This is a genomic window from Bacillus sp. BHET2 (assembly GCF_005938125.1).
Lineage (GTDB): Bacteria > Bacillota > Bacilli > Bacillales > Bacillaceae_B > Rossellomorea.
The window spans coordinates 191,351-213,183 of record NZ_VCQN01000001.1 but is presented as its reverse complement, the minus strand read 5'-3'; the positions used below and the strand labels follow the sequence as shown (position 1 = coordinate 213,183).

The 21,833-nt window shown below is 40.3% G+C and carries 24 protein-coding genes; all 24 read right to left on the bottom strand.

Annotated elements, in window-relative coordinates; translation table 11 throughout:
* Window positions 1–2: 2 nt before the first annotated feature.
* The 24 genes from ypjB to spoIVA all read right to left on the bottom strand — a co-directional run bounded on the left by ypjB (window position 3) and on the right by spoIVA (window position 21,645).
* Window positions 3–794 (bottom strand): sporulation protein YpjB, encoded by a 792-nt coding sequence (gene ypjB, locus FGG79_RS01085; RefSeq protein WP_138775791.1) that lies wholly within the window; start codon window positions 792–794, stop codon window positions 3–5.
* A 63-nt stretch (window positions 795–857) separates the two neighbouring features.
* Window positions 858–1,457, bottom strand: coding sequence for a lipoprotein heptaprenylglyceryl N-acetyltransferase LhaT (lhaT, locus tag FGG79_RS01080; RefSeq protein WP_138775789.1), 600 nt, complete (start codon window positions 1,455–1,457; stop codon window positions 858–860).
* Between the two features lie 63 nt (window positions 1,458–1,520).
* Complete coding sequence (locus FGG79_RS01075) at window positions 1,521–2,291, bottom strand: menaquinol-cytochrome c reductase cytochrome b/c subunit (protein ID WP_138775787.1); 771 nt, start codon at window positions 2,289–2,291, stop codon at window positions 1,521–1,523.
* Between the two features lie 43 nt (window positions 2,292–2,334).
* Window positions 2,335–3,009 (bottom strand): menaquinol-cytochrome c reductase cytochrome b subunit, encoded by a 675-nt coding sequence (qcrB, locus tag FGG79_RS01070; protein ID WP_138775785.1) that lies wholly within the window; start codon window positions 3,007–3,009, stop codon window positions 2,335–2,337.
* A gap of 13 nt (window positions 3,010–3,022) precedes the next feature.
* Window positions 3,023–3,532, bottom strand: coding sequence for a QcrA and Rieske domain-containing protein (locus FGG79_RS01065; protein WP_138775783.1), 510 nt, complete (start codon window positions 3,530–3,532; stop codon window positions 3,023–3,025).
* 140 nt (window positions 3,533–3,672) lie between these two features.
* On the bottom strand, window positions 3,673–4,137 hold the full coding sequence (locus FGG79_RS01060) for a YpiF family protein (protein WP_138775781.1): 465 nt from the start codon (window positions 4,135–4,137) through the stop codon (window positions 3,673–3,675).
* 269 nt (window positions 4,138–4,406) lie between these two features.
* Window positions 4,407–4,946 carry a ReoY family proteolytic degradation factor gene (locus tag FGG79_RS01055; RefSeq protein WP_138775779.1) on the bottom strand — a complete coding sequence of 180 codons (540 nt, stop codon included), beginning with the start codon at window positions 4,944–4,946 and terminating at the stop codon, window positions 4,407–4,409.
* A gap of 135 nt (window positions 4,947–5,081) precedes the next feature.
* Window positions 5,082–6,341 carry a tetratricopeptide repeat protein gene (locus FGG79_RS01050; RefSeq protein ID WP_138775777.1) on the bottom strand — a complete coding sequence of 420 codons (1,260 nt, stop codon included), beginning with the start codon at window positions 6,339–6,341 and terminating at the stop codon, window positions 5,082–5,084.
* 34 nt (window positions 6,342–6,375) lie between these two features.
* The gene (locus FGG79_RS01045; protein WP_138775775.1) at window positions 6,376–7,275 is read right to left on the bottom strand and encodes a hypothetical protein; all 900 of its coding nucleotides are present in this window, start codon (window positions 7,273–7,275) and stop codon (window positions 6,376–6,378) included.
* A 127-nt stretch (window positions 7,276–7,402) separates the two neighbouring features.
* On the bottom strand, window positions 7,403–8,695 hold the full coding sequence (aroA, locus tag FGG79_RS01040; RefSeq protein WP_138775772.1) for a 3-phosphoshikimate 1-carboxyvinyltransferase: 1,293 nt from the start codon (window positions 8,693–8,695) through the stop codon (window positions 7,403–7,405).
* 11 nt (window positions 8,696–8,706) lie between these two features.
* Complete coding sequence (locus FGG79_RS01035) at window positions 8,707–9,810, bottom strand: prephenate dehydrogenase (protein ID WP_138775770.1); 1,104 nt, start codon at window positions 9,808–9,810, stop codon at window positions 8,707–8,709.
* Between the two features lie 61 nt (window positions 9,811–9,871).
* Entirely contained in the window at window positions 9,872–10,963 is a 1,092-nt protein-coding gene (gene hisC, locus FGG79_RS01030; RefSeq protein ID WP_138775768.1) for a histidinol-phosphate transaminase, read from the bottom strand.
* A gap of 53 nt (window positions 10,964–11,016) precedes the next feature.
* Entirely contained in the window at window positions 11,017–11,382 is a 366-nt protein-coding gene (aroH, locus tag FGG79_RS01025) for a chorismate mutase (RefSeq protein WP_138775766.1), read from the bottom strand.
* Window positions 11,383–11,439: 57 nt separating this feature from the next.
* Window positions 11,440–12,522 carry a 3-dehydroquinate synthase gene (aroB, locus tag FGG79_RS01020; RefSeq protein ID WP_138775764.1) on the bottom strand — a complete coding sequence of 361 codons (1,083 nt, stop codon included), beginning with the start codon at window positions 12,520–12,522 and terminating at the stop codon, window positions 11,440–11,442.
* A gap of 4 nt (window positions 12,523–12,526) precedes the next feature.
* Window positions 12,527–13,699 (bottom strand): chorismate synthase, encoded by a 1,173-nt coding sequence (aroC, locus tag FGG79_RS01015; RefSeq protein ID WP_138775762.1) that lies wholly within the window; start codon window positions 13,697–13,699, stop codon window positions 12,527–12,529.
* A 217-nt stretch (window positions 13,700–13,916) separates the two neighbouring features.
* Complete coding sequence (locus FGG79_RS01010) at window positions 13,917–14,690, bottom strand: CheR family methyltransferase (RefSeq protein ID WP_138775760.1); 774 nt, start codon at window positions 14,688–14,690, stop codon at window positions 13,917–13,919.
* 181 nt (window positions 14,691–14,871) lie between these two features.
* The gene (gene ndk, locus FGG79_RS01005) at window positions 14,872–15,318 is read right to left on the bottom strand and encodes a nucleoside-diphosphate kinase (RefSeq protein WP_138775758.1); all 447 of its coding nucleotides are present in this window, start codon (window positions 15,316–15,318) and stop codon (window positions 14,872–14,874) included.
* A 103-nt stretch (window positions 15,319–15,421) separates the two neighbouring features.
* Complete coding sequence (hepT, locus tag FGG79_RS01000; RefSeq protein ID WP_138775755.1) at window positions 15,422–16,384, bottom strand: heptaprenyl diphosphate synthase component II; 963 nt, start codon at window positions 16,382–16,384, stop codon at window positions 15,422–15,424.
* 27 nt (window positions 16,385–16,411) lie between these two features.
* Window positions 16,412–17,113, bottom strand: coding sequence for a demethylmenaquinone methyltransferase (locus tag FGG79_RS00995; RefSeq protein ID WP_138775753.1), 702 nt, complete (start codon window positions 17,111–17,113; stop codon window positions 16,412–16,414).
* Window positions 17,114–17,119: 6 nt separating this feature from the next.
* On the bottom strand, window positions 17,120–17,953 hold the full coding sequence (locus FGG79_RS00990) for a heptaprenyl diphosphate synthase component 1 (protein ID WP_138775751.1): 834 nt from the start codon (window positions 17,951–17,953) through the stop codon (window positions 17,120–17,122).
* A gap of 196 nt (window positions 17,954–18,149) precedes the next feature.
* Window positions 18,150–18,371, bottom strand: a complete 222-nt coding sequence (mtrB, locus tag FGG79_RS00985; protein WP_034758340.1) for a trp RNA-binding attenuation protein MtrB — start codon at window positions 18,369–18,371, stop codon at window positions 18,150–18,152.
* 12 nt (window positions 18,372–18,383) lie between these two features.
* The gene (gene folE, locus FGG79_RS00980; protein ID WP_138775749.1) at window positions 18,384–18,950 is read right to left on the bottom strand and encodes a GTP cyclohydrolase I FolE; all 567 of its coding nucleotides are present in this window, start codon (window positions 18,948–18,950) and stop codon (window positions 18,384–18,386) included.
* A gap of 232 nt (window positions 18,951–19,182) precedes the next feature.
* The gene (locus tag FGG79_RS00975; RefSeq protein WP_169213765.1) at window positions 19,183–19,455 is read right to left on the bottom strand and encodes an HU family DNA-binding protein; all 273 of its coding nucleotides are present in this window, start codon (window positions 19,453–19,455) and stop codon (window positions 19,183–19,185) included.
* Between the two features lie 711 nt (window positions 19,456–20,166).
* Entirely contained in the window at window positions 20,167–21,645 is a 1,479-nt protein-coding gene (gene spoIVA / locus FGG79_RS00970) for a stage IV sporulation protein A (protein WP_138775747.1), read from the bottom strand.
* Window positions 21,646–21,833: the final 188 nt, after the last annotated feature.

Below are 21,833 nucleotides of genomic sequence, written 5' to 3'. Positions count from 1 at the left end.
TGTCAATTTTTTTGGCGTTCTGATTTTTTCGTTTCGCCGTATCCCTTATATTTTCTCCAGCCTACATAAGATAATGTAGAAACGATGATACTGCCTGTTGAAATAATCACCCACCATAGAGAAGGATCCGCTTCATCTTCTGTCATGTTTTCGAATAATTTTTGAAGATCGGTTTCCAATGACGCAAGTTCACTCATCGTTTCCGTATTTTCCAGCACATCCTGTCGATAATGATCCAAGTAAGAAATCCTTGCGTCTAATGATTGAGCCCGTTCAACCGGGATATCTAATTTAATACTAGGTTGAATGATGTTATATTTTGATAAGAACACATTCAACGTTGCGTGATAGTCTTCAACGTTCCCATTTTCCGCTGCCGTCTTCACTCCATTAAGGGCATCCATTATCGGATCCTCCATTTCAACCCACAAAGGCTGATATTGACTGTTCAGAGCATCCATCACAAGGCGGAACTTTGTAACGGCATTCACTTTCTGCTCTAAGTCAGAAGAGGTTTGATTGATGCTTTCCAATGCGTGATTATGTGAGATGGTGAGAATCCTAAGCTCATCCATTGAAAATGATCGTTGGACATTTAAAGATACAAACTCATCTGAAAAATATGCCAATAGATGTTTCGCTTCTTCATATTTTCCAGCTTTGGTCATTTGCAAGGCCTGATCGGCAATTTCATCTAGATCGTTCACCGGAGACGTAGACTCTACTGCATTTAATGGGTGAGGTAATAAAATGAGAAAAAAGAAAAGCGTGACAATGAATTGGATAAATTTCATACTTGTCCCCCCTAAAACTACTAGTAAAGTTTATGAAAGGGTGGACAAGAGTAGACCAAGAAATCATTCGAAGTTGTAGTGGATACGAGAACGGTTCGTTTTTTGAGTAAAGTAATAGGCGATGGCGATGGACACAATACTGAGCCAGAAAGTGAAATAGCCAATATGTTGGATATACATATACAATTTGGAGTAAACCGGAAACTGCATATATACATAGTCGATGATATCATTATGTATGGTCCAAATGGCACCTACAACGATATGCCACATTTTAACCCTGTAAAAAGATGAGTATAGGATACCTTGAATGGCCATTGCCCCATGTGACGCCATCAGCATATACCCTTCCCATGGCAAATCACCGGACACCCATAATGTCAAAAGATTCATAATCACTGCCCAAACACCATATTTAAATAAAGTGATAATAGCCAGCACTTCAAATAAAGGCCAATTTCGATTGAGTAAAAATGCAACGAGTACAAAACAAAAAAACAGACTCGCAGTGGGGCTATCAGGAACAAATAATAAAAATTGCATGGGAGTATTTCGTAGTTGAGGAATATACCATATGTATCCATACAGTGTACCAAGTGCGTTAATGATAAGAAGCAGCCATAAAAATGTTCTATTTCTCAAGGTGGTCATGATCCAGAGCATTTGTTCATCCTCTCGCTTTCAAGTAGAAAAAAAGAGCCAACATAAGCCGGCCCTTTTTTCTAATTACTCTTCTAAACCAGAGATAAATTCAGATAGTTTTTTCAACTCTTCATCTGTCCCTTTAAATAAACCTGCAGGCATACCTGGTGGTTTACCATTTTTTGCAATTTTAGCAATTTCTTCAGGTGCCAGTCCAGTTCCGACTAAGGATGGACCTGCTCCACCTTGCAGATTTTCACCATGACAGTTAATACAACCATTTTTCTGATCAGAAAAGATTTTATACCCTTCAGATTCTTTATCGATATCAACTTCAGCACGGATCTTACCTTGTTCTTCAGCGGCTGCCCAATCGTGAGTGGCAACTGACTCCCAAGTTAAGAAGTAAGTAGCTGCTAATGCCAATAACATGAATCCTACTGCAAAAGGACGTTTTGTTGGACGACGTTCAGGTCCCACATCAATGAATGGTGCAAGTAAAAGTGCCCCAAATGCGATTCCAGGAATAACAAACGCTCCAATGACATTGTAAGGTCCCGATGCATAAGTGTACTTAAGTAATTGGTATAAGAATAAGAAATACCAGTCAGGTAATGGAATATATCCGGTATCCGTCGGATCGGCAATCCGCTCAAGCGGCGATGGATGAGCAATCGTCAAGCATAGATAACCGATTAGGAAAACAGCTCCAACCAGCCACTCTTTTAATAAGAAGTTTGGCCAGAAAGCTTCTGTTTTACCAGGGAACTCCGAATAGTCTTTCGGTATATTCGGCTTTCTGTCTGCAGGAACACGGGAGTCCCCTACAAACTTCATCCCTTTTCCTCGATGCATAGTGTCCCCCTCCTTTTATTAGGTTAATAAATTACATTGTTTCTTATAGTGGTCCAGAAATACCTTGCTTACGGATCATCAAGAAGTGAGCTCCCATTAATCCAAGTAGAGCAGCTGGCAAGAAGAAGACGTGAATAGCGAAGAAACGAGTAAGAGTTTGAGCTCCGACAATATGAGCATCTCCTGCTAATAGCATTTTCACTTGATCTCCAATAAATGGAGTCGCTCCAGCAATTTCAAGGCCAACTTTCGTTGCGAATAGCGCTTTCATATCCCACGGTAGTAAGTAACCAGTGAATCCAAGCCCTAACATAACGAAGAAAATAAGAACTCCAACAACCCAGTTCAATTCACGAGGTTTTTTGTATGCACCTTGGAAGAATACGCGCAGAGTATGTAAAAACATCATTACGATAACCAAGCTAGCTCCCCAGTGATGCATCCCGCGGACAATTTGTCCAAAAGCAACTTCATTTTGCAGATAATACACAGATTCCCAAGCGTTCTTAATATCTGGAACATAGTACATTGTTAAGAACATTCCAGATAAAATTTGAATTACGGTTACGAAGAATGTCAGCCCGCCGAAACAGTAAACAAACGCGGAAAAGTGATGCGCAGGGTTTACATGTTCAGGTACTTCGTGATCCGCGATATCGCGCCACATAGGCGTAATGTCTAAACGCTCGTCAACCCAATCATAGATTTTGTTCAGCACAGATTACGCCCCCTTACTTAACAAATTTATTTGGTTCTGGTTTTCCAAGATATAAAATCCCGTCTTTTTCTTTAGTTGGATATGAATCCAACGGTGCTGTCGGTGGTGTACCCGGTACATTTTTACCGTTTTTGTGATACATTCCACCATGACATGGGCAATAGAACATTTCTTTATGATCTGGATTCCCATTCCAGTTAACAGTACAACCAAGGTGTTTACAAACTGGTGAAAGTGCAATGACCTTGCCCTCTTTGTTTTTATAAACCCATGCAGTTTGTGTCACTTCTGATGTGTACCACGCATCTTTTTGCTCATAAGAGAAATCGACACGTACTGGTTCATTCGTTAGTTCTGATACCTTTTGCTTCGTCGCTCTAAAATCTCCAGCAGCTTCGGTTTTCAACACCGGATCAACTGCAAAGCGAACCATCGGCATTAACATTCCTGCCGCCATGAAACCGCCTACACCCGTAAGTGTATAGTTAAGGAATTGACGTCTAGATACACGATGTTTGCTCATCCTTTTCCCCCCTCTATCGTAAGGTAAGTCCGTCGGACATATTTCGCACAAATATAAAACTAGGACATAACTATGATATATTAAACTCTATACAAGGTCAATAACTGTCTAATCTAAAAGATGGAAACAATGTGAAGTTTTTATGAATTTTTTTGCCATTTTTGTACAATCACATTTAACAGTTGTTTCACCTGATCTTCCATAATCGAATGCTTGTACTGATCATCCAAATTTTCAAGCGGAATGGACGGAACCCAGATCAAGCGATCACCCAGCATTTCCTCTACCTGTTTCCATCCGCTGTCTGATGTTAAGTAGAAGATATGTTTGACTCCGCTTTCACTTAATTCTTCCGCCCACCGAGACAGCATGCTTGCCCCATCCTCTCTCGACTCAGACAGTCTATATGTAAATGTCGGCGTCATCATCATCCTGCCCTTGAACTGCCTTTCAAGATGCAAGGTGAGTAGATTGATAAATTCTGATTGAGCCGCAGAGACCCTTATATCTTTCCCGAAATCCACAGGAACAACCGGTATGACAGCCGTATCTATGTATGCTTTTTCCGCTTCAAATACTTCAATATCTTTAACATTCCAAATCATTTAATACCCTCACTTTTTATTTCATTTTTCACTTCCCATCATATCACTTTACATCCTTTTTTAAAAAGGGATTTCACTTTTTAAATGGCTGTTTTCGTAATTTTTGTTACGTTTACATAAGCAAGTGGTTCTTGATTGGAACTCGCTTTCATGGTACGTAAGTTGAGCTTCTGGAGGAGACTCGCTATTAGTATGCTCCATTTCTATTCTTCCTATCTCAAAAAGCCATAAAAAAATCGAATGAAGAGATGTTCTCTTCATTCGATTTTTCAGGTTAAGCTATTCAATTCTTTAGTCAATTTTTTGAAGGTCGTTTTGTCCCCTGTATCCAGCGCTTCATCGATTTCCTTTAACAAACGGTCCCGTTGGAATGATTGAAGGCTCTCTTTCAGGAATTGTTCCGCTACAACTCTGTCTTTCTCATTGATTAATAAATACTTAGGCATGAAGGGGTTTTCTTCCAATACAGCTGCAAATTGATAACTTGAATTCGCCTTGCTGAAGTTAAGCTGAATATAGATGTCTTCATCTTTATTCAAACGAATATCATGGAATGACTTTTCTGCATCAGTTGTCATGATGTTTTCTTTGTAAAAGCGGAACGGAACATCTTCAACACAGTGTGCGGACATCACCAAACCTCTGGGACAGTATTGAGATTCTTCAACAAAATGAACCTTTTTCATTAATTGATCATGACTCATCAGATAATTTAAAATCCACACACATTCTCTTCTTTTTAATTGATATCGGTTCAAAAACCAGCGAATAAATTCTTTCTTCTCGTTGACAGAAACAGGGGTGGTCATGGTTTTCCCTCCTCTGCAGAATCCTTTTTTTATAAGGTCCGTTTTCTTAGCCTAAAGTTCAGAAGCATTCGTCACTTAAGGTGCACTTCATGTGCTTTCCAATAACATCCGCATCCCTTGCCCCACTGATCTCGATCAGTCTTGCAATCTTTCAATCAAATCCTGCCATTCGTCATTTGAAGGATCCATTTCAATCAGGTGTTTATATACTTCTACTGCTTCACCCCTGAGTCCTTCCTCTACTAAAAATTGTCCGTACTCTAGTAAAAACTCTTGATGATTCTTAAAATAAGTATATGCAATGCGGTATTGTTTTAATGCATGATTATATTGTTCAAGCCCTTCATAAGCCTTCGCAAGATCCCAATTAATCTGAGGCTCTTCTTCCCCTTCTACTGTAACCATCTGGGCAATTTCCAACACATCATCAAACCGGTCTTGTGTGAAGAAATATTTATTGATAACAAGAGCTGCCTCTAAATAACCCGGATCAAGCGCCAATGCTTCTCTTAGAAAGGCTTCGGCGTCTAATTCCATTCCAAGTTTCAAGGATATTTTCCCTCCGAATAAATTCAGCTCCTTGTTGAATTCATCCTGCTTTACTCCCTCTTGTACGGTTTCCAGGCTTTCCTTTAGCCTTTCTTCACGTTCGTACGATTGAGCCAATAGTAGATAAACGGAGTGATATTCAGGGTCGAGTTCCTTGACCGATTCAAACTTTTCAATGGCCTTTTCGTAGAAACCGGCTTGGTACGCAGTAAATGCATATCCGAACAAAGTGTTGATTTCAAGGTGTTCTTCCAGCGCTTTCTCGTAGTGTGTCAAGGCTTCTTCAAAGGCACCTCCCACACTGAAAGCTTCTGCCAACCTCTGATGAACATTTGTACCGCCAAGCTCAGTTGTCCCTTTCCTAATGAGTGTCTGATAATGCCTGATCGCTTCAAGGAATCTTCCTGTTTCAGAATATAATTCCCCCAGTCCGAAATCAATGACTGGCTCATCCGGCAGGAGTTTCTTAGCCTGTAACAGCTTTTGTTCACTTACTTCAAATAAGCCCTGCATTTGGTAAAGGTCTGCTAATAGAAGCAAAGCTCGTGGATAAGACGGGTCTTCCTCATCTATTTCGGCAAGTTTGTCGATGGCTTCTTCTTCATTGTCCATCTCCACCAATACTTCTCCAAGCTCTATAAGAAGCTCTCCCTCACCGGGATAATACTGAAGGAGATTCTCATACAGTTCTTTTGCTTCTTCCAAGAATCCCAAATGATGCAATTCTTCAGCAAGGCTATATTTCTCTTCATGACTTCCAAATTTTAATACTTGATTATACTGTTTCTTCGCTTCTTCTAATTTCCCTTCTTCTAAAGAAGATAACATTTGTTCCGCGTATGACATGGTCAAATCCTTTCTACAAAAAACTTGTATTCATTTAAATAAAATAACCCGGTGTCTGGATGATTAGTTCTTCACCCGCTCCAGGATAAAAATATCCTTCATTATTTACGTAATGATATTTACCTCTGTTCATAGTACATTTTAGCACATGATGTTCATAAAGAAATGATAAGGGCTCTGTATCCTTTTCGATATCTGATTTCAAATAGAGGTTATAACTTAATTCTCCACCCACCAAAAAATTCCCTCTAAAAGGATATATTCCAATTTTCTTCAGTATATCTAAAGGTAGGGGTGCTTTTTGAGGAATCTCATATGAAAGATGAGGTATTTTCTCGATTTCCATCGAATTTTGCCATATTTTAAGATGCTTCAATTTGGTTTTATTGTCTATACTTGTCGAAAAAAAGGGGACAAAAGTAATAGGGTAATCATATAATAATCCTTTGATCCACCCCCAGCGAACATCCCTAAACGATTCCATCTCGTCAATAGGAACCCATATGACAGGAACTTTGTGCCGCTTACATAATCGTATGATCGATGGAGTCAGAAGCTTTGCATGTGTTTTCAATCCTATTGTGTAGTCAAGTGGACAGTTTAACAATGAGGTTTTCCGTTCACTGAGTTCTTTCAGAAACTCATATTCATACTTTATCGAAAAGGCCGTTAAAATCGTCGTACATCCTTTATGAATAAATTCATTCAGATAATAGCTCTTAATTGAGTTGAAATCGCTCCCCTTGGGCACTTCCAGGTCACACATCACATGGCCAGGCGTCATCATAAAAGGTGAAACATCCATTTTCATGTAGCGGTAATAAGTGAAACTGTCCCTGATCGCTGACACCTTATTGTCTTTCACCATTAATGAAGTTTGAATGATTTTTGTATCTTTTACCCAATTCGCGTTATCAATGATATATGTGCTCAATCTGTCATCCCCTCCCTTTATAGACAAGCTATGAAAGAAAAGAAGAATCCATGCAGGTTGTTCAAATAAAAAGGAGCGATGAAAGAGCACTCAAGAGCCCCATCACCGCCAAATTGAGAGAACTGAATCAATTTAATAACAGTTGATTAACATGATCAAAGAAATTTGGATACGAAATATTCACAGCTTCCGATCCATTAAGGTATACATCAGAATCTGTCAGTAAAGATGCTACGGCTAGCATCATGCCAATCCGATGGTCGCCCCAGGAATGGACTTCGCCACCATGCAAAGGCGTTTTACCATCGATGATCATCCCGTCTTCTGTTCCTTTTATAGCGGCTCCAAGCTTGCAAAGCTCATTTACGACCGCATCTATACGATTGGTTTCCTTCACTTTTAACTCCTCTGCATCCTTGATGACCGTCTTTCCACTTGCTTGGGTTGCTAATAAGGCGATAACAGGGATTTCATCAATTAGTGACGGAATGAGATCTCCACCGATTTCAATACCTGTTAGGTCAGACGATTCCACCAGAATGTCACCAATCGGTTCCCCTTCTTTGGAGTGTTCGACCACTTCTACAGACGCGCCCATTTTCTTCATGACTTCCACGATGCCTATCCGTGTTTCATTCAGCCCAACATTCTTTAATACAACACGGCTACCAGGAACGATTGCAGCGGCCACCATAAAGAATGCTGCAGAGGAAATATCTCCTGGAACATATATTTCTGTTCCTCTCAGGGATTGACCACCTTTCACCTTTATCGTTTCTCCGTCTCTTTCAACCGTACCGCCAAACTCGACAATCATCTTTTCTGTATGATTTCTTGTTCGTTCAGGTTCTACAATTTCTGTCGTTCCTTCCGCTTGAAGCCCTGCCAATATAAGAGCTGATTTCACCTGTGCACTCGCTACAGGTAATGAATAGCGAATCCCCTTTAGGTTACCTCCCCTGATGGATAATGGAGTGAAATTACCTTCAGTACGCCCATCTATTAACGTTCCGAAATGTTTCAATGGTTCTGTCACCCTTTTCATCGGACGTTTCCCAATCGAGTCATCACCTATTAGAACCGAATGGAAAGGTCTACCTGCTAAAATCCCCATGATTAGTCGAGTTGTGGTTCCCGAGTTCCCCACATCCAGAATATCCTTTGGCTCTTTGAGGTGATCCCATCCTTTTCCATGCACGATTACTTCCTCGTCCGACACGTCAATTTCAACACCTAATTTACGAAAACAGGAAATGGTGCTTAAACAATCCTCTCCCATAAGGAAATTATGTATGACCGTTTTGCCATCAGCAATGGATCCAAACATAATAGATCGATGTGAAATCGATTTATCTCCAGGTACGTGAAGTTCACCCGTTAAGCTTTTCTTTGGGTTTATCAGTCTTTTTTTTCCTTCCATCCTTACCACCCTCATCCTAAGAATAATTCATAACTAGTATGTTCGTTTAAACAATTAACAGCTCTCGCACGGTCTTCAGATGTTTGAAAACTAATCACTAAGACTCCATAAATATCTTCTCTCGTCTCCATAATCCTGATATTCGTCAAACTGATTTCCTCCTGTGCAAGATAACCGGTCACTTCAGAAATCACACCAGGGTAATCAGGGACATCAACAAAAAGATCATAGAATGAAGGGATTGCTCCTTTTTCTAGAATCGGTAAATCATCTCGAAATGTTTTAGCTTCATGAAAATAGTCGAAAATTTTCTGTGTATCACTTGTTTCAATGATCGTCATTACCTCTTCCATCTCTATCTTCCAATCTTCCAGAAGAGAAAGCAGCACCCTTCTGTTTTGAAGAGTGATGTCCTTCCACATAGTTGGATTGGATGAAGCAATCCGTGTGATATCCCGAAATCCTCCTGCTGCCAGCCTACGCAAATACGGATGTTCCTCAGAGGATATTCGCGCCTGATGAACGAGGGAAGCCGCAACAATATGAGGGAAATGACTAATCATCCCAGTCAATTCATCATGCTCTTTTGGTTCTACAATCAAGAATTTCGCATGAGAACCTCTCAGCCAGTCCTTAAGCTTTCTCACGTTTTCCTCAGAGGAGTTAGGACCTGGAGTGAGCATGTAAAAGGCATTTTCGAATAAAATTTCTTTAGCAGCTGCTACTCCACTTTTATGTGACCCTGCCATAGGGTGTCCACCAATAAATTGAAACCCTCTTTCCGTTAACATTTCGGAGGATTTCATGATTTGTTCCTTTGTGCTTCCAGTATCAGTGATTATTACCGTCTCTTTAAGAACAAATCCTTGAAATTGTTCGATGATCGTTTCTGTTTGAAAAACAGGAGTGGAGATGATAATCAGATCCGCTTGTTCAGCAGCCTCCTGTAAGGATATTGACATTTCATCGATAATGCCTAGAGATTTTGCAAGCCTTAGCTCTTTTTGATTGACATCATGTCCGATGATTTTAGCATTTGGATGTTCATTTTTAATTACCATGGCCAGGGATCCTCCAATTAACCCCATCCCAATGACAAGCACCGTTCCGTTCATAGTTGTCCACCTCATTTGATTTGAAAAAAAGTCGGAAAGGACCAAGCCCTCTCCGACATTCCTACTTTAGGGCTAAAAATTCCTTCATATTCTCAATGACCTCTTCATTTTGTTCATGAGACCCTACCGTTACTCTGACGGAATGAGGATACCCTAAAGCTTCTCCGGACCTTACAATGAAACCCTTACTCATGAGGTATTGAAATACATCATCTCCGCTCACTCCGAAATCGATTAATATAAAGTTTGCTTGTGAAGGAATATAGTCCAGGCTATTGTTTTTACAGAAACGGTAATATTGTTCAAGACCGTTCCGATTATGGTCCCTGCATTGCTCTATAAAGACCTGGTCATCTATCGCAGCAGCAGCAGCCCCTTGAGCTAACGTATTATTATTAAACGGTTCACGGATGGGCTCTAACTTTCCGATCACGTCTTGATTCCCAATCCCAAACCCCACTCGAAAACCGGCTAGACCGTATGCCTTGGAAAATGTACGAGTGATTAATAATTGAGGATATGATTTCAATAATTCCAAGGAATCGTAATAATCCTCTGCCACTACATATTCATAATACGCCTCATCGAGTACAACAAGGACATGTGAAGGAACACAATCTAAAAAGGATATAAGCTCCTTCTTCCTGATATATTCCCCAGTGGGATTATTAGGTGAGCAAAGCCAAACGATGGAAGTGGTATCATCAATTTCTTCGAGCATTTTGGACAATTGATGTCTACCAGCAGGATCAAGAGGCACTTCTCTTATTTCTGCGCCTTCAACTATCGCATTGTGTTTATATTGAGGGAAGGTCGGCGTTGCCATTACGGTGCTTTTGTCTCCATCTAATAAAGCCCTTGCGATAATCTCAATCACTTCGTCTGACCCATTTCCAAACAGTAATTGCCGGGTGTCTACAGATAGATGTTCAGCCACCTTCATGCGTAATTCCTTCGCATAGCCGTCAGGATAAATCGCGTGAGAAAGTGCGTTCGTTTTAAGAAATGCTTCTACGTTTTTAGAACAGCCAAATGGGTTTTCATTTGATGCAAGTTTCACAACTTTCTCTAGGTTGAATTGCTCTTTCACATCATCCATCGTTTTACCAGGCTGATATGCTTTAAGATTTTGAATTTGAGATTTCCACTTCATGTTTAACTTCCTTTCAGTCAATTTCATATTTCAGTCTCTTCCTCAAATAGAAGCTAATCCTTTTTCAAGTCAGGACGCAAGCTTACTGCATTTTTCATATAGATATGTTGAATATCCTTCTGAGGTGTAGATGTATTATAGTGGATCATTACTCTGATGCAGAGGGGCAATCCGTGTGGGACGTCCAATTCTTGCATACACATCACCGGGACATATTTCCATTCTTCAAAGCTTCTCAATGCTTTAGCAGGAAATACGCCTGATATGTCGCTTGTAGCAGAAATAAATACAGATGCGACATTTTCTGCCTTTATTGTATTATGTATAATCATTTCCCTTAAGAGACTTTCAGTTGAAAGGAGAATTTCCTTTTCATTATCACGATCTGCTGTAGTGGCACCTCGAATTCCCCTGATCATTCTTCCACTCTCCCTTTTTCTATTTTTCATCATTCTTCCTTGAATCACAGGGCGGATTTATAACTGACGAATAAATTCGTCCGCTCGTTTTAAGTCTTCATGGTTTACGTTCACCATGGCTGGTTCACCAATCTCCTTTAATAATACAAAGACAGGATGCCCATTTTGTGATTTCTTATCATGTTTCATACCTTCGTATAATGTTTCAAAGCTGATGCTTGGCGGAACGTTCAGATTATAACCAAGAGAGGTAATCCATTCAATGAATGATTTCAGGTTAAACGAAAGATTGCAGTATTGTTCACTAAGAAACAATGCATAAACCATTCCGATCATGACCGATTCACCATGAGTCCGATTTCCATAGCCGCTTGCACTCTCAACAGCGTGACCATACGTATGACCAAAGTTTAAGAATGCCCGAATATTGGACTCCCTTTCATCCTTGGAAACGATTTCTCCTTTAACTCGAATTCCTTTTAGAATGCAATCCATTAAGAAATTCGTATCAAGATGATTCGCCGTACGGAAGGAATGCATCAGTTCATCTAAGAAGTGGGTATCAGATAAAAGGGCATGTTTTATCACTTCTGAGAAACCGGATAGCACTTCCGTTTTTGGTAAAGTCGTAAAGTAATCCAGATCAAAAAATACAGCTTCCGGCTGATAAAACTGGCCTACCATATTTTTCCCAAGCGGGTGATTGATTGCTACTTTCCCACCAACGGCACTGTCATGAGCGAGTATCGTTGTCGGTACACTGATGAAAGGGATTCCTCTCATGTACGTAGATGCGACGAATCCGGCAAGGTCTCCTATGGCTCCTCCCCCGAAAGCAATCACTAGAGACCCGCGGTCAACATGGTTTTTCATTCCATGGGTGATAGCATCTTCATACGCAGCAAAGCTTTTCGCCTTTTCACCTTGAGGAGCCTTAAAGGTGGTTACGTCATATGAATCCTGTAACAGATCTGTTAATACCTTACCATGCATCTTGTATACCTCTTCATCCGCAATCAGCCAAAGCTTAGAAACACCTGGAAAAGACTCCTTAATAAAAGAAACTATCTCATTCGTCATCTCTACTCCAATTTTCACCTCATACGTTTTGGAAGCAGTTTGAATGGTTACCTGTTTCATTTCATTAATACTCCTTAGATTCTTGACGTTGTCTATTGATCTCTTCAGAAAGTTTATCAAATTGGTCACTATTGAATTGTTCCACGATGGCTGAAGCAAGCTCCCAGGCGACTACTGCTTCTGCGACCACGCTTGCAGCAGGCACCGCACAGCTATCTGATCTTTCGATACTCGCCTTAAACGGTTCCTTGGTTTCGATATCCACACTCTGTAGGGGTTTATATAGAGTAGGAATCGGCTTCATGACCCCTTTGACTCGGATTGGCATCCCTGTGGTCATGCCACCTTCAAAGCCACCTAAACGATTCGTTTCACGGTAGTACCCTCGTTCTTCACTCCACCCAATTTCATCATGGACTTCACTTCCCGGTTTTCTAGCCATCTCAAAGCCCAATCCAAATTCGACACCTTTGAATGCATTTATACTCATAACTGCCATGGCAATTTTCGCATCCAGCTTACGGTCGTAATGAACATAACTTCCGATTCCAGACGGCATGCCCTCGACGATGACCTCGACAACCCCACCGATTGAATCCCCATTTTGCTTCGCTTCATCGATTAAGTTCATCATTTTCTGTGCCGCTTCTTCATCCAGACAACGGACAGGAGATGCCTCTGTAATATCCCTCAAATCATCGATGGAATCATAATCAACTTTCTCTGATTTGATTCCGCCAATTTCAAGAACATGACCGACTACGTCGATCCCTAATAACTTCAATAGTTTCTTCGCAACGGCTCCTGCTGCCACTCTGACAGTCGTCTCTCTAGCTGAAGACCTTTCCAATACATTTCTTAAATCTCTATGTCCATATTTCATTCCACCAACAAGATCAGCGTGACCAGGCCTCGGTCTTGAAATCTTTCTCTTTACTTCCTCTTCCTGTCCCTCTTCAAGGGGTTCGATCCCCATCACTTTCGTCCAGTGGGTCCAGTCCTTATTCTCCACTACCAGCCCGAGGGGTGATCCAAGGGTCTCTCCATGTCTCACTCCACCTACAATAGAGGCACGGTCTTTCTCAATTTGCATTCTTCTACCACGACCATATCCTTTTTGTCTTCTCGCCAAGTTATCATTGATATCTTCCGCTTCTAATGGCATGCCTGCCGGAAGCCCTTCAATGATGGTCGTTAATTGTGGTCCATGTGATTCTCCAGATGTTAAGTATCTCATTTTGCTTTCCCCCTTCAACTCGTTAAAGAATTATGTACCAATATAACATATAATTTATATTCTTTCCTAGTCTTAAAGTTTAATTAATTTTCTAATAATCAGTTCCTTCATAAAGAAAAAACGATGTAAATCTGCCATATTTGGAATTCGCAGAGTGTTCATCACCCTTAGGGAATGAAGCATGCGTCCAAAAATATGAAGATTGACATCGTAGTTTTTACATTTTTTTGTAGAAAAATGTGTCTTCTGTTTCAAAACCGTATTGTGAAGGATTGAAGATTTGTTCTGTACTGCCTACAAAAAGAACGCCACCTGGCTTTAATGAAGCATGAAATTTTTTGTATAAAAGATTTTTTGCATCTTCTGTAAAATAAATTAAAACGTTTCTGCAAACAATCAGGTCATACATCCCTTCGAAGGGATCAGACAATAAGTTTTGCTGTTTAAATGTTACTGCTTTCTTCACTTCGTCTTTCAATTTATACAGGGCACCTTCTTGGGTGAAAAATACCTCTTTCATCCCAGGTGGGACTTCATTCAATGAACGTTCTGGATAGACACCATTCATTGCTCGTTGAAGGGCATTTTTATCAATGTCCGTGGCCGTTATCGATGCTTTTATTTGAGGGGTATACTTGGACATCATCATGGAAAGGGTATAAGGTTCCTCCCCAGTAGAACATGCTGCACTCCAGAGTTTGAGAGATTTATTCTCATTTAATATTCTCGGTAAGATTTTAGTCTCAAGAATTTCCCATCGTTTATAATTACGAAAAAATTCTGAAACATTAATCGTCATTCTATCAAGAAATTCTTCCATTTCTTTTTCATCCCGATTTAACGCACTAAAGAACTCTTGAAAACTTCCGTATCTCTTCTTTTCGTATAATGCGGTCAGCCTGCGCTTCATTTGGGCTTCTTTGTATAGTGCTAAATCGATGCCCGTCTTCCGTTTTATCCCTAGAATAAATTCACTATAATCATTTGACATTAGGATCCACACTCTCTTTGCTACCTTAATGTATAAGGCTATATTTACTATATCGAACATTCCAACAAAAACTTAAAGCAAAATCCATAGAAAAAAAGCAAGTCGTCCTAAAACGACTTGCTTCTGTACAATAAAATCTGTTAAAAGGATATTTGCTATCCCTATTATAGTTAGTAGTATATTAGTAAACCCACTCATTCATTAACTTAGAATATTCCACTAGCTCTTCCTCTTTAAAGAATAACCCAATTTCTCTAACAGCGCTTTCAGCAGAGTCAGAACCGTGAATAATATTCTTTCCGACAGTAAGTCCGAAATCACCGCGGATCGTGCCAAGAGCAGCATCCTTAGGATTTGTTGCGCCCATCATTCCACGAGCTGTTGTGATAACATTTTCACCTTGCCAAACCATTGCAAAGACAGGTCCAGAAGTAATGAAATCAACAAGCTCTCCAAAGAATGGTCTTTCTTTATGCTCGCCATAATGCTCTTTAGCCAGGTCATCTGAAATGCTCATAAGCTTTGCTCCAACTAATTGGAAGCCCTTTTTTTCAAAACGTGATACGATGTCACCGATTAACCCTCTTTGTACGCCGTCAGGCTTTACCATTAAAAACGTCTTTTCCATATTCCCCACTCCTAAATTATGTATGTATAGAAGTCCTAAGGACATCCCACGAAAATAGTAACACTGATTGGGGGTTTTGGCAACGTTTCCATTTTAAATTTTCTTAATATTTTCTCTTGCCGATATAGTTTGCAATATTTTTCAAGGTTTTCTTCACCCGATTGTATGGCAGGTGCTCTAAATCTTTCAGTGCTCTGTCTAAATACATTCCACTCAGCTGATGAGAGCGCTCTATGGCATCTGTTCCACGGATGGACGCAATGATTTCTTTCATCTCATCACGGGAAGTATACTCGGATACTTTTTCAATTTTCGATTTTAGAGTCGGATTCTCCATTGCATATAAAATTGGAAGGGTGATATTCCCTTGCCATAAATCACTTCCAGCAGGCTTCCCTAATTCTTCTTCACTCGCTGTAAGGTCCAATATATCGTCTGTAATCTGAAAGCTCATTCCCACATTATAACCAAAACGGTATAATCGTCTATGGATTTCTTCCGGAGCACCTGATGAAATGGCCCCCAACTGGCAACTTACCGCGATAAGCAGGGCTGTTTTCCTTTTAATTCGTAAAAGATAATTTCGCAAATTCTGGTCAAATTGATATTTATCTTCGATCTGTGCGATTTCTCCCTTGCAAAGTTCAACAAGCGTGTGAGATAGAATTTGGTGTGCTTCTGGTACCTTGATTTGAGTCATGTACTCCAGAGCCCTTGCAAAGATATAGTCCCCGGTATACATGGCGATCCGGTTATCCCATTGAGCTTTAATCGTCGGCTTTCCCCTTCTTAATTCCGCATCATCAATGACATCATCATGTACTAGGGAAGCCATGTGCATTAACTCAAGCGCTACAGCCACATTCTTCACAATATTGATGTCATATTGTCCAAACTTAGCTGACAATAAGACAAAAACAGGACGGATTCTCTTGCCACCAGCCTGCAGAAGATGAAGGGACGCTTCTTGTAAAAGCTGGGACTCGGACTCTATCGCCACTTCCAATTCCTTTTCAATTTCATCTATATCCGTTTTAAGAAACGAATACATCCTGTTTAGCTTCATAGTTTTTCCACCTAATTTACGAATTTCTTACTTTCTCCCCGAATGCATAGCGGCAACCCCGCCACTATAGGGCTTTACATGTATATCTTTAAAGCCTGCATCTTTAAACATCGTTGCAAGCTCCTTCATCCCCGGGAAATCTCTTGCAGATTCCTGTAGCCATGAATATTCGGTAAAGCTCTTTGCAAATACCTTTCCGAACACAGGCATAACGAAGCGAAAATACATGAAATAAAGCTGTTTGAATCCAAACATAGTAGGTTGGGAGGTTTCAAGACAAACAACCATACCTCCAGGCTTAACGACCCTATACATTTCTTTAAGAACATGGAGATAGTCCGGGACATTTCGCAAGCCGAACCCAATCGTTACATAATCAAATGAATCATCGTCAAAAGGCAGCTCCATTGCATTCCCATGAATAAGTTCAATGTTATTCAAATGGGAACTATTTACTTTATCTTCGCCGATTGAGAGCATATTCTGGCTGAAATCAAGGCCTACTACCTTCCCTGTTTCACCAACTTCTTCACCTATTGCCAATGTCCAATCCGCGGTTCCACAGCATACGTCGAGAGCCTCTGTCCCTCTCTTTACGTCCATATGTTTCATCGTTTCTTTTCTCCACTTTTTATGCTGTTGGAAACTAATTACCGAATTCATCTTGTCATAGTTCGAATAAATCTTTTCAAATACTCCATGGACTCTTTGTTCTTTGGACTGCTGCATTTCGTTTTACCCTTCTTCCGCATATAGTTTGGTCATTGGTTCAGGCTCAGCATAGGGAAACAATTGTACAATCATCTTTTTAAAATAGGGTGTGACAGGTTCTATGTTGTCTAAATGAGCTTGGATCGATCTCTTCGTCTCCCCAATTAATTCGTCCAGTTGGGATATAAGGCGATTGGAGTGTTCTTTCGGTAACTGCATATCTGCCCCACCGTTTTCTCTGTTATTCATTAAAGCGGAAAGCGCCTTAATAAAACTTGTATCCCTTGAATGTTCCAGGCATACCTTTTCTTGAAGAAGTTTCTTGTAAAGCAGCGACTCCCCAACGATTTCGATCCATATGTCATCTTCAAAAAAATGATAAAATTCGGACACGATCGCTGACTCTCTTTTTTTCACCCTTTTAATGAGGTCATCAAGGTTTTTATGCTCATCCTTGTAAATGGAAATTTTACTTTCATTCACTTCTTTGATGGCTTTTGCTAAATGTGCAATCAGGTCTACATCATCTGTGTTTGCGAGAATTTTGTAATAAAGGCTACTAAAGTACACTCCAGCCAGAACCGTCAGCTGCCTTTCTTTCAAGGAGTCACGCTCAGAGATTGTAACCTTTTCATGGGTATCAAGGGCTATCTGCAATAACATGGCAGTCGAAATCCACTGTACCACTTCTTCATTCATGGTCCGGCCTTCACTTGCAAAAGGCAGGAGCAGGAAATAAATTCGGTCACGATCAATATACGGTTGATCGATATACTCCTTAAGGTAAGAGTGATGTAACTGCTCTTCTATGTATTGATGAATGATATTCGCTTGATGGTTACAATCAATGAATTTCATACCCTTTAATCCCCATTTCTACTATGTATCAGTCTAAAAATTTCAGCATTAGATATTATACCATAAAATCCACAGCAATAGGGAACCACTCTTACCCTACAGAAAGCTGACTATAACAAAGGGGACGACCACGAAGCGTTACTTCTTAGTCCGTCCCACCTTTATCTTCTCTACACAGTGAAAGCCGGATAGAGTATTATTTCTTGTTATCACTTTCCACTTCACCGTAGCTGGTGACGATGGTTGCCTTTCCTCTTACTTTAATCGCAGAGGTATGATCAGTGAACTGCGCAATCATGACTTCACCTTTATCAAGCTTCTCTGAATGATGAAAACGGGTGTCTGTCCCCCTGGTAAGCCCAATCACATTCACACCATCTTCAATTGCTTTAATGACGATATAATCATTTGAATTCATCCTTGATCCCTCCTAATTCTTAATAAAAGTAAGAACTTCGCTACGTGCTTGAGGGTCTTCTTTAAACGAACCTCTCACAGCTGTTGTCACTGTACTTGAACCAGGCTTCTTTACACCTCTCATGGTCATGCACATATGCTCTGCTTCAACTACAACCATCACACCATGTGGTTCAAGTGTCTCCATCATTGTATCCGCCACGGTAGAGGTGATTCTTTCTTGAAGCTGAGGCCGCTTCGCAACGGATTCAACCGCTCTTGCCAGTTTACTTAAACCAGCCACTCTACCGTCTTTCGGGATGTACGCAACATGTGCTCTTCCGTAAAAAGGGACAAGATGATGCTCGCACATGGAATAGAAAGGAATATCCTTTACAAGTACCAATTCTTCATGATCCTCAGTAAATATCGTTTCAAAGTATTCTTTCGGGTCATGATCGATTCCCGAAAATACTTCTGCATACATTTTCGCCACTCGCTTTGGCGTATCTAATAAACCTTCTCTATTAGGATTCTCTCCAATTGCTTCTAATATTAATCGAATCGCTTCTTCTATTTGGCCATGATTGACTTGTGCCATTATGTTGTCCCCCTATAGTAACTTAAAGAAATAGTAACATTGTTAATATTAGCACAAGCCTATAATGTCATCAAAGACTAGTGCTTTAGAAGTTTTATAATAATATAAAAACGTCTTGAAGAGAATGATTTTCCACACATATTTTTTATGATGATCCATCCATACTAAAAAGAGAATAAAAAAAAGGCCGCATAAATATGCGACCTTTCATTATTACGCTCAAAGTATGTAATTATTTTACAGCTTCTTTAAGCGCTTTACCTGGTTTGAAAGCAGGTACTTTGCTAGCTGAGATTTCGATCTCTTCACCTGTTTGTGGGTTGCGACCTTTACGGGCTGCGCGCTCACGTACTTCGAAGTTACCGAATCCGATTAATTGTACTTTATCACCGTTTGCAAGTGAATCTTGAATTGTATCGAAAACAGCGTCAACCGCTTTTGTAGCGTCCTTCTTAGATAGCTCAGCAGCTTCTGCAACAGCATTGATTAGTTCTGTCTTGTTCATGCCATTCACCTCCTCCCAAGGAAATGTCTCAGTCATGATTCATTTACTTTAATATCATTAGTAAACAACTTTAGCGAATTCTATACATAAAGTGTAGAAAAAACGCTTGAAAACGTTGCTGAATCAATATTCAACAACAATTCTGTTAAAAGATTATCACAATAGATTCACCTTAGCAAGAACAAATCAAGAAATAATGGGAATCTTTTCTTATTTGAAACACAAATGTAATAGAAACACCATCAATCCCTTTATCCTTGCCGTCTATCCAACCTATCACTTCTCATCGATGACTGCAACTTATACCCTCAACAATTGTTCTCTCTTTTACTTCCCAACCTTGTATCTCCTTAAACATCGTCACCCTCTGTTTCATCTGAAATGTATATCCTGTTTGATGGTACGGAGAGATATAAATAACGGATAAACCCTTTCATACAAAGGGTTTATCCGTTATTTATTTTATTATGCCCTCTTAATTCTACGTCTCAATTAATAAATATACAATGTGATAACATTGTTTCACGATATTAAGATTTTTCATTGAAAAAATAATTAAGGTTGGGGCATAACTAAATCTCATCAATCGAAAAGTGAACAATATCTGGATAAATTATATGATTTGTACCTATTAATACACCGCTGTTTATTTCCGCTGCAGTTTAGCGGCATGCAATAAAAAAAAGACCCTCCAAGGAAGGTCAAAGTTGCTTATAGAATAATGGCGATTAATCCACCTGATCCTTCATTGATGATTCTTTCCAACGTATCTTTCAATTTATATCGGGCATTTTCCGGCATTAACGATAGCTTCGCCTGGATTCCCTCTCGTACAATGGAACTTAAGCTTCTGCCGAAGATATCCGAGTTCCAGATGGATAGCGGGTCATCTTCGAAATCCTGCATTAAGTAGCGCACTAGTTCTTCGCTTTGTTTTTCTGTACCGATGATTGGTTCGAATTTGGACTGCACATCCACTTTTATCATGTGTATGGATGGTGCAACAGCTTTCAAGCTGACCCCGAATCTGGATCCTTGTCTGATGATTTCCGGTTCATCTAGACTCATATCATTTAAGGAAGGAGCAGCAATCCCATATCCAGTCTGCTTCACCATTCGTAACGCGTCGGAAATTTGATCATATTCTGCTTTCGCATGTGCAAAATCCTGCATTAATTCGAGGAGATGATCTTTCCCACGAATTTCCACCCCAACAATTTCCTTCAAAACTTCATCATAAAGTTCATCCGGTGCGTACAAGTCAATTTCGGCAATTCCTTGACCCATGTCAATTCCAGCAAGTCCCGCACGCTCGATATGATCGAATTCACTGAAGTGATGAACAACACGATCGACATCACGCAATCGTTTAATATCCTTCACCGTTTCCTTCACTGCTTCCTGGTAGTTCTGTCTCAACCAGTGCTCTTCCTTGAGAACCATTACCCAGCTCGGAAGATTGACATTCACTTCGAGTACCGGGAATTCAAATAACGCTTCTCTAAGCACACTGAGAACATCCGAGTCTCTCATACTCTCTACGCTCATAGCAAGAACAGGAATGTCATACTTATCTTGCAGCTTCACTCTTAGGTCTTCTGTCTCAGGAGCATGAGGCCTTGCAGAGTTGATAACCATGATAAATGGTTTACCTACCTCTTTCAGCTCCTCAATGACTCTTTCTTCAGCTTCAATGTAATCTCCTCGGCCGATTTCCCCGATAGAGCCATCTGTCGTCACGACCACTCCTATAGTGGAGTGCTCCTGGATTACTTTACGAGTCCCAATTTCAGCAGCTTCATGAAATGGTATGGGCTCTTCATACCAAGGTGTATTGATCATCCTAGGTCCATTTTCATCTTCGTATCCCTTAGCACCCGGGACTGTATACCCTACACAATCTACCAATCTCACATTCACTTCAAGTCCTTCATCCACATGAACGGAGATCGCTTGGTTCGGTACAAACTTCGGTTCAGTCGTCATGATGGTCCTACCTGCCGCACTTTGGGGTAACTCATCTTGCGCTCTAGCCCGTTCTGATTCACTTGCGATGTTAGGAAGGACAACCAGTTCCATGAACTTCTTGATAAATGTTGATTTTCCTGTTCTTACTGCTCCTACCACACCTAAATAGATATCTCCGCCTGTTCTTTCGGCAATGTCCTTAAATAGATCGACTCTTTCCAAGAGATTCCCTCCCATCTTATATTCCAGGGATGTTTCATCCGTGTATTCTGTCTCACATTCTATATTTATGATGTTGTCCCAATGACTTATGACTATTAATATGCTTTTTTTCCCTCCTTATGATTAAAAGTGAAAAATTTATTATGTCTGAGCACTTATGAGCATTTGTTTTGATGAATTTCCCCTAT

What these genes read in the sequence shown, in the direction of transcription:
- aroC (WP_138775762.1), bottom strand. Translation starts at nt 13,699, where the DNA reads ATGAGATACTTAACATCTGGAGAATCACATGGACCACAATTAACGACC.
- FGG79_RS00990 (WP_138775751.1), bottom strand. Translation starts at nt 17,953, where the DNA reads ATGAAATTCATTGATTGTAACCATCAAGCGAATATCATTCATCAATAC.
- aroB (WP_138775764.1), bottom strand. Translation starts at nt 12,522, where the DNA reads ATGAAACAGGTAACCATTCAAACTGCTTCCAAAACGTATGAGGTGAAA.
- FGG79_RS01055 (WP_138775779.1), bottom strand. Translation starts at nt 4,946, where the DNA reads ATGACCACCCCTGTTTCTGTCAACGAGAAGAAAGAATTTATTCGCTGG.
- FGG79_RS01010 (WP_138775760.1), bottom strand. Translation starts at nt 14,690, where the DNA reads ATGTCAAATGATTATAGTGAATTTATTCTAGGGATAAAACGGAAGACG.
- ndk (WP_138775758.1), bottom strand. Translation starts at nt 15,318, where the DNA reads ATGGAAAAGACGTTTTTAATGGTAAAGCCTGACGGCGTACAAAGAGGG.
- hepT (WP_138775755.1), bottom strand. Translation starts at nt 16,384, where the DNA reads ATGAAGCTAAACAGGATGTATTCGTTTCTTAAAACGGATATAGATGAA.
- FGG79_RS01075 (WP_138775787.1), bottom strand. Translation starts at nt 2,291, where the DNA reads ATGCATCGAGGAAAAGGGATGAAGTTTGTAGGGGACTCCCGTGTTCCT.
- FGG79_RS00995 (WP_138775753.1), bottom strand. Translation starts at nt 17,113, where the DNA reads ATGCAGCAGTCCAAAGAACAAAGAGTCCATGGAGTATTTGAAAAGATT.
- FGG79_RS01065 (WP_138775783.1), bottom strand. Translation starts at nt 3,532, where the DNA reads ATGAGCAAACATCGTGTATCTAGACGTCAATTCCTTAACTATACACTT.
- FGG79_RS00975 (WP_169213765.1), bottom strand. Translation starts at nt 19,455, where the DNA reads ATGAACAAGACAGAACTAATCAATGCTGTTGCAGAAGCTGCTGAGCTA.
- mtrB (WP_034758340.1), bottom strand. Translation starts at nt 18,371, where the DNA reads ATGAATTCAAATGATTATATCGTCATTAAAGCAATTGAAGATGGTGTG.
- folE (WP_138775749.1), bottom strand. Translation starts at nt 18,950, where the DNA reads ATGGCACAAGTCAATCATGGCCAAATAGAAGAAGCGATTCGATTAATA.
- FGG79_RS01035 (WP_138775770.1), bottom strand. Translation starts at nt 9,810, where the DNA reads ATGAACGGAACGGTGCTTGTCATTGGGATGGGGTTAATTGGAGGATCC.
- ypjB (WP_138775791.1), bottom strand. Translation starts at nt 794, where the DNA reads ATGAAATTTATCCAATTCATTGTCACGCTTTTCTTTTTTCTCATTTTA.
- aroA (WP_138775772.1), bottom strand. Translation starts at nt 8,695, where the DNA reads ATGGAAGGAAAAAAAAGACTGATAAACCCAAAGAAAAGCTTAACGGGT.
- FGG79_RS01050 (WP_138775777.1), bottom strand. Translation starts at nt 6,341, where the DNA reads ATGTCATACGCGGAACAAATGTTATCTTCTTTAGAAGAAGGGAAATTA.
- aroH (WP_138775766.1), bottom strand. Translation starts at nt 11,382, where the DNA reads ATGATCAGGGGAATTCGAGGTGCCACTACAGCAGATCGTGATAATGAA.
- hisC (WP_138775768.1), bottom strand. Translation starts at nt 10,963, where the DNA reads ATGAAGTGGAAATCTCAAATTCAAAATCTTAAAGCATATCAGCCTGGT.
- lhaT (WP_138775789.1), bottom strand. Translation starts at nt 1,457, where the DNA reads ATGCTCTGGATCATGACCACCTTGAGAAATAGAACATTTTTATGGCTG.
- FGG79_RS01060 (WP_138775781.1), bottom strand. Translation starts at nt 4,137, where the DNA reads ATGATTTGGAATGTTAAAGATATTGAAGTATTTGAAGCGGAAAAAGCA.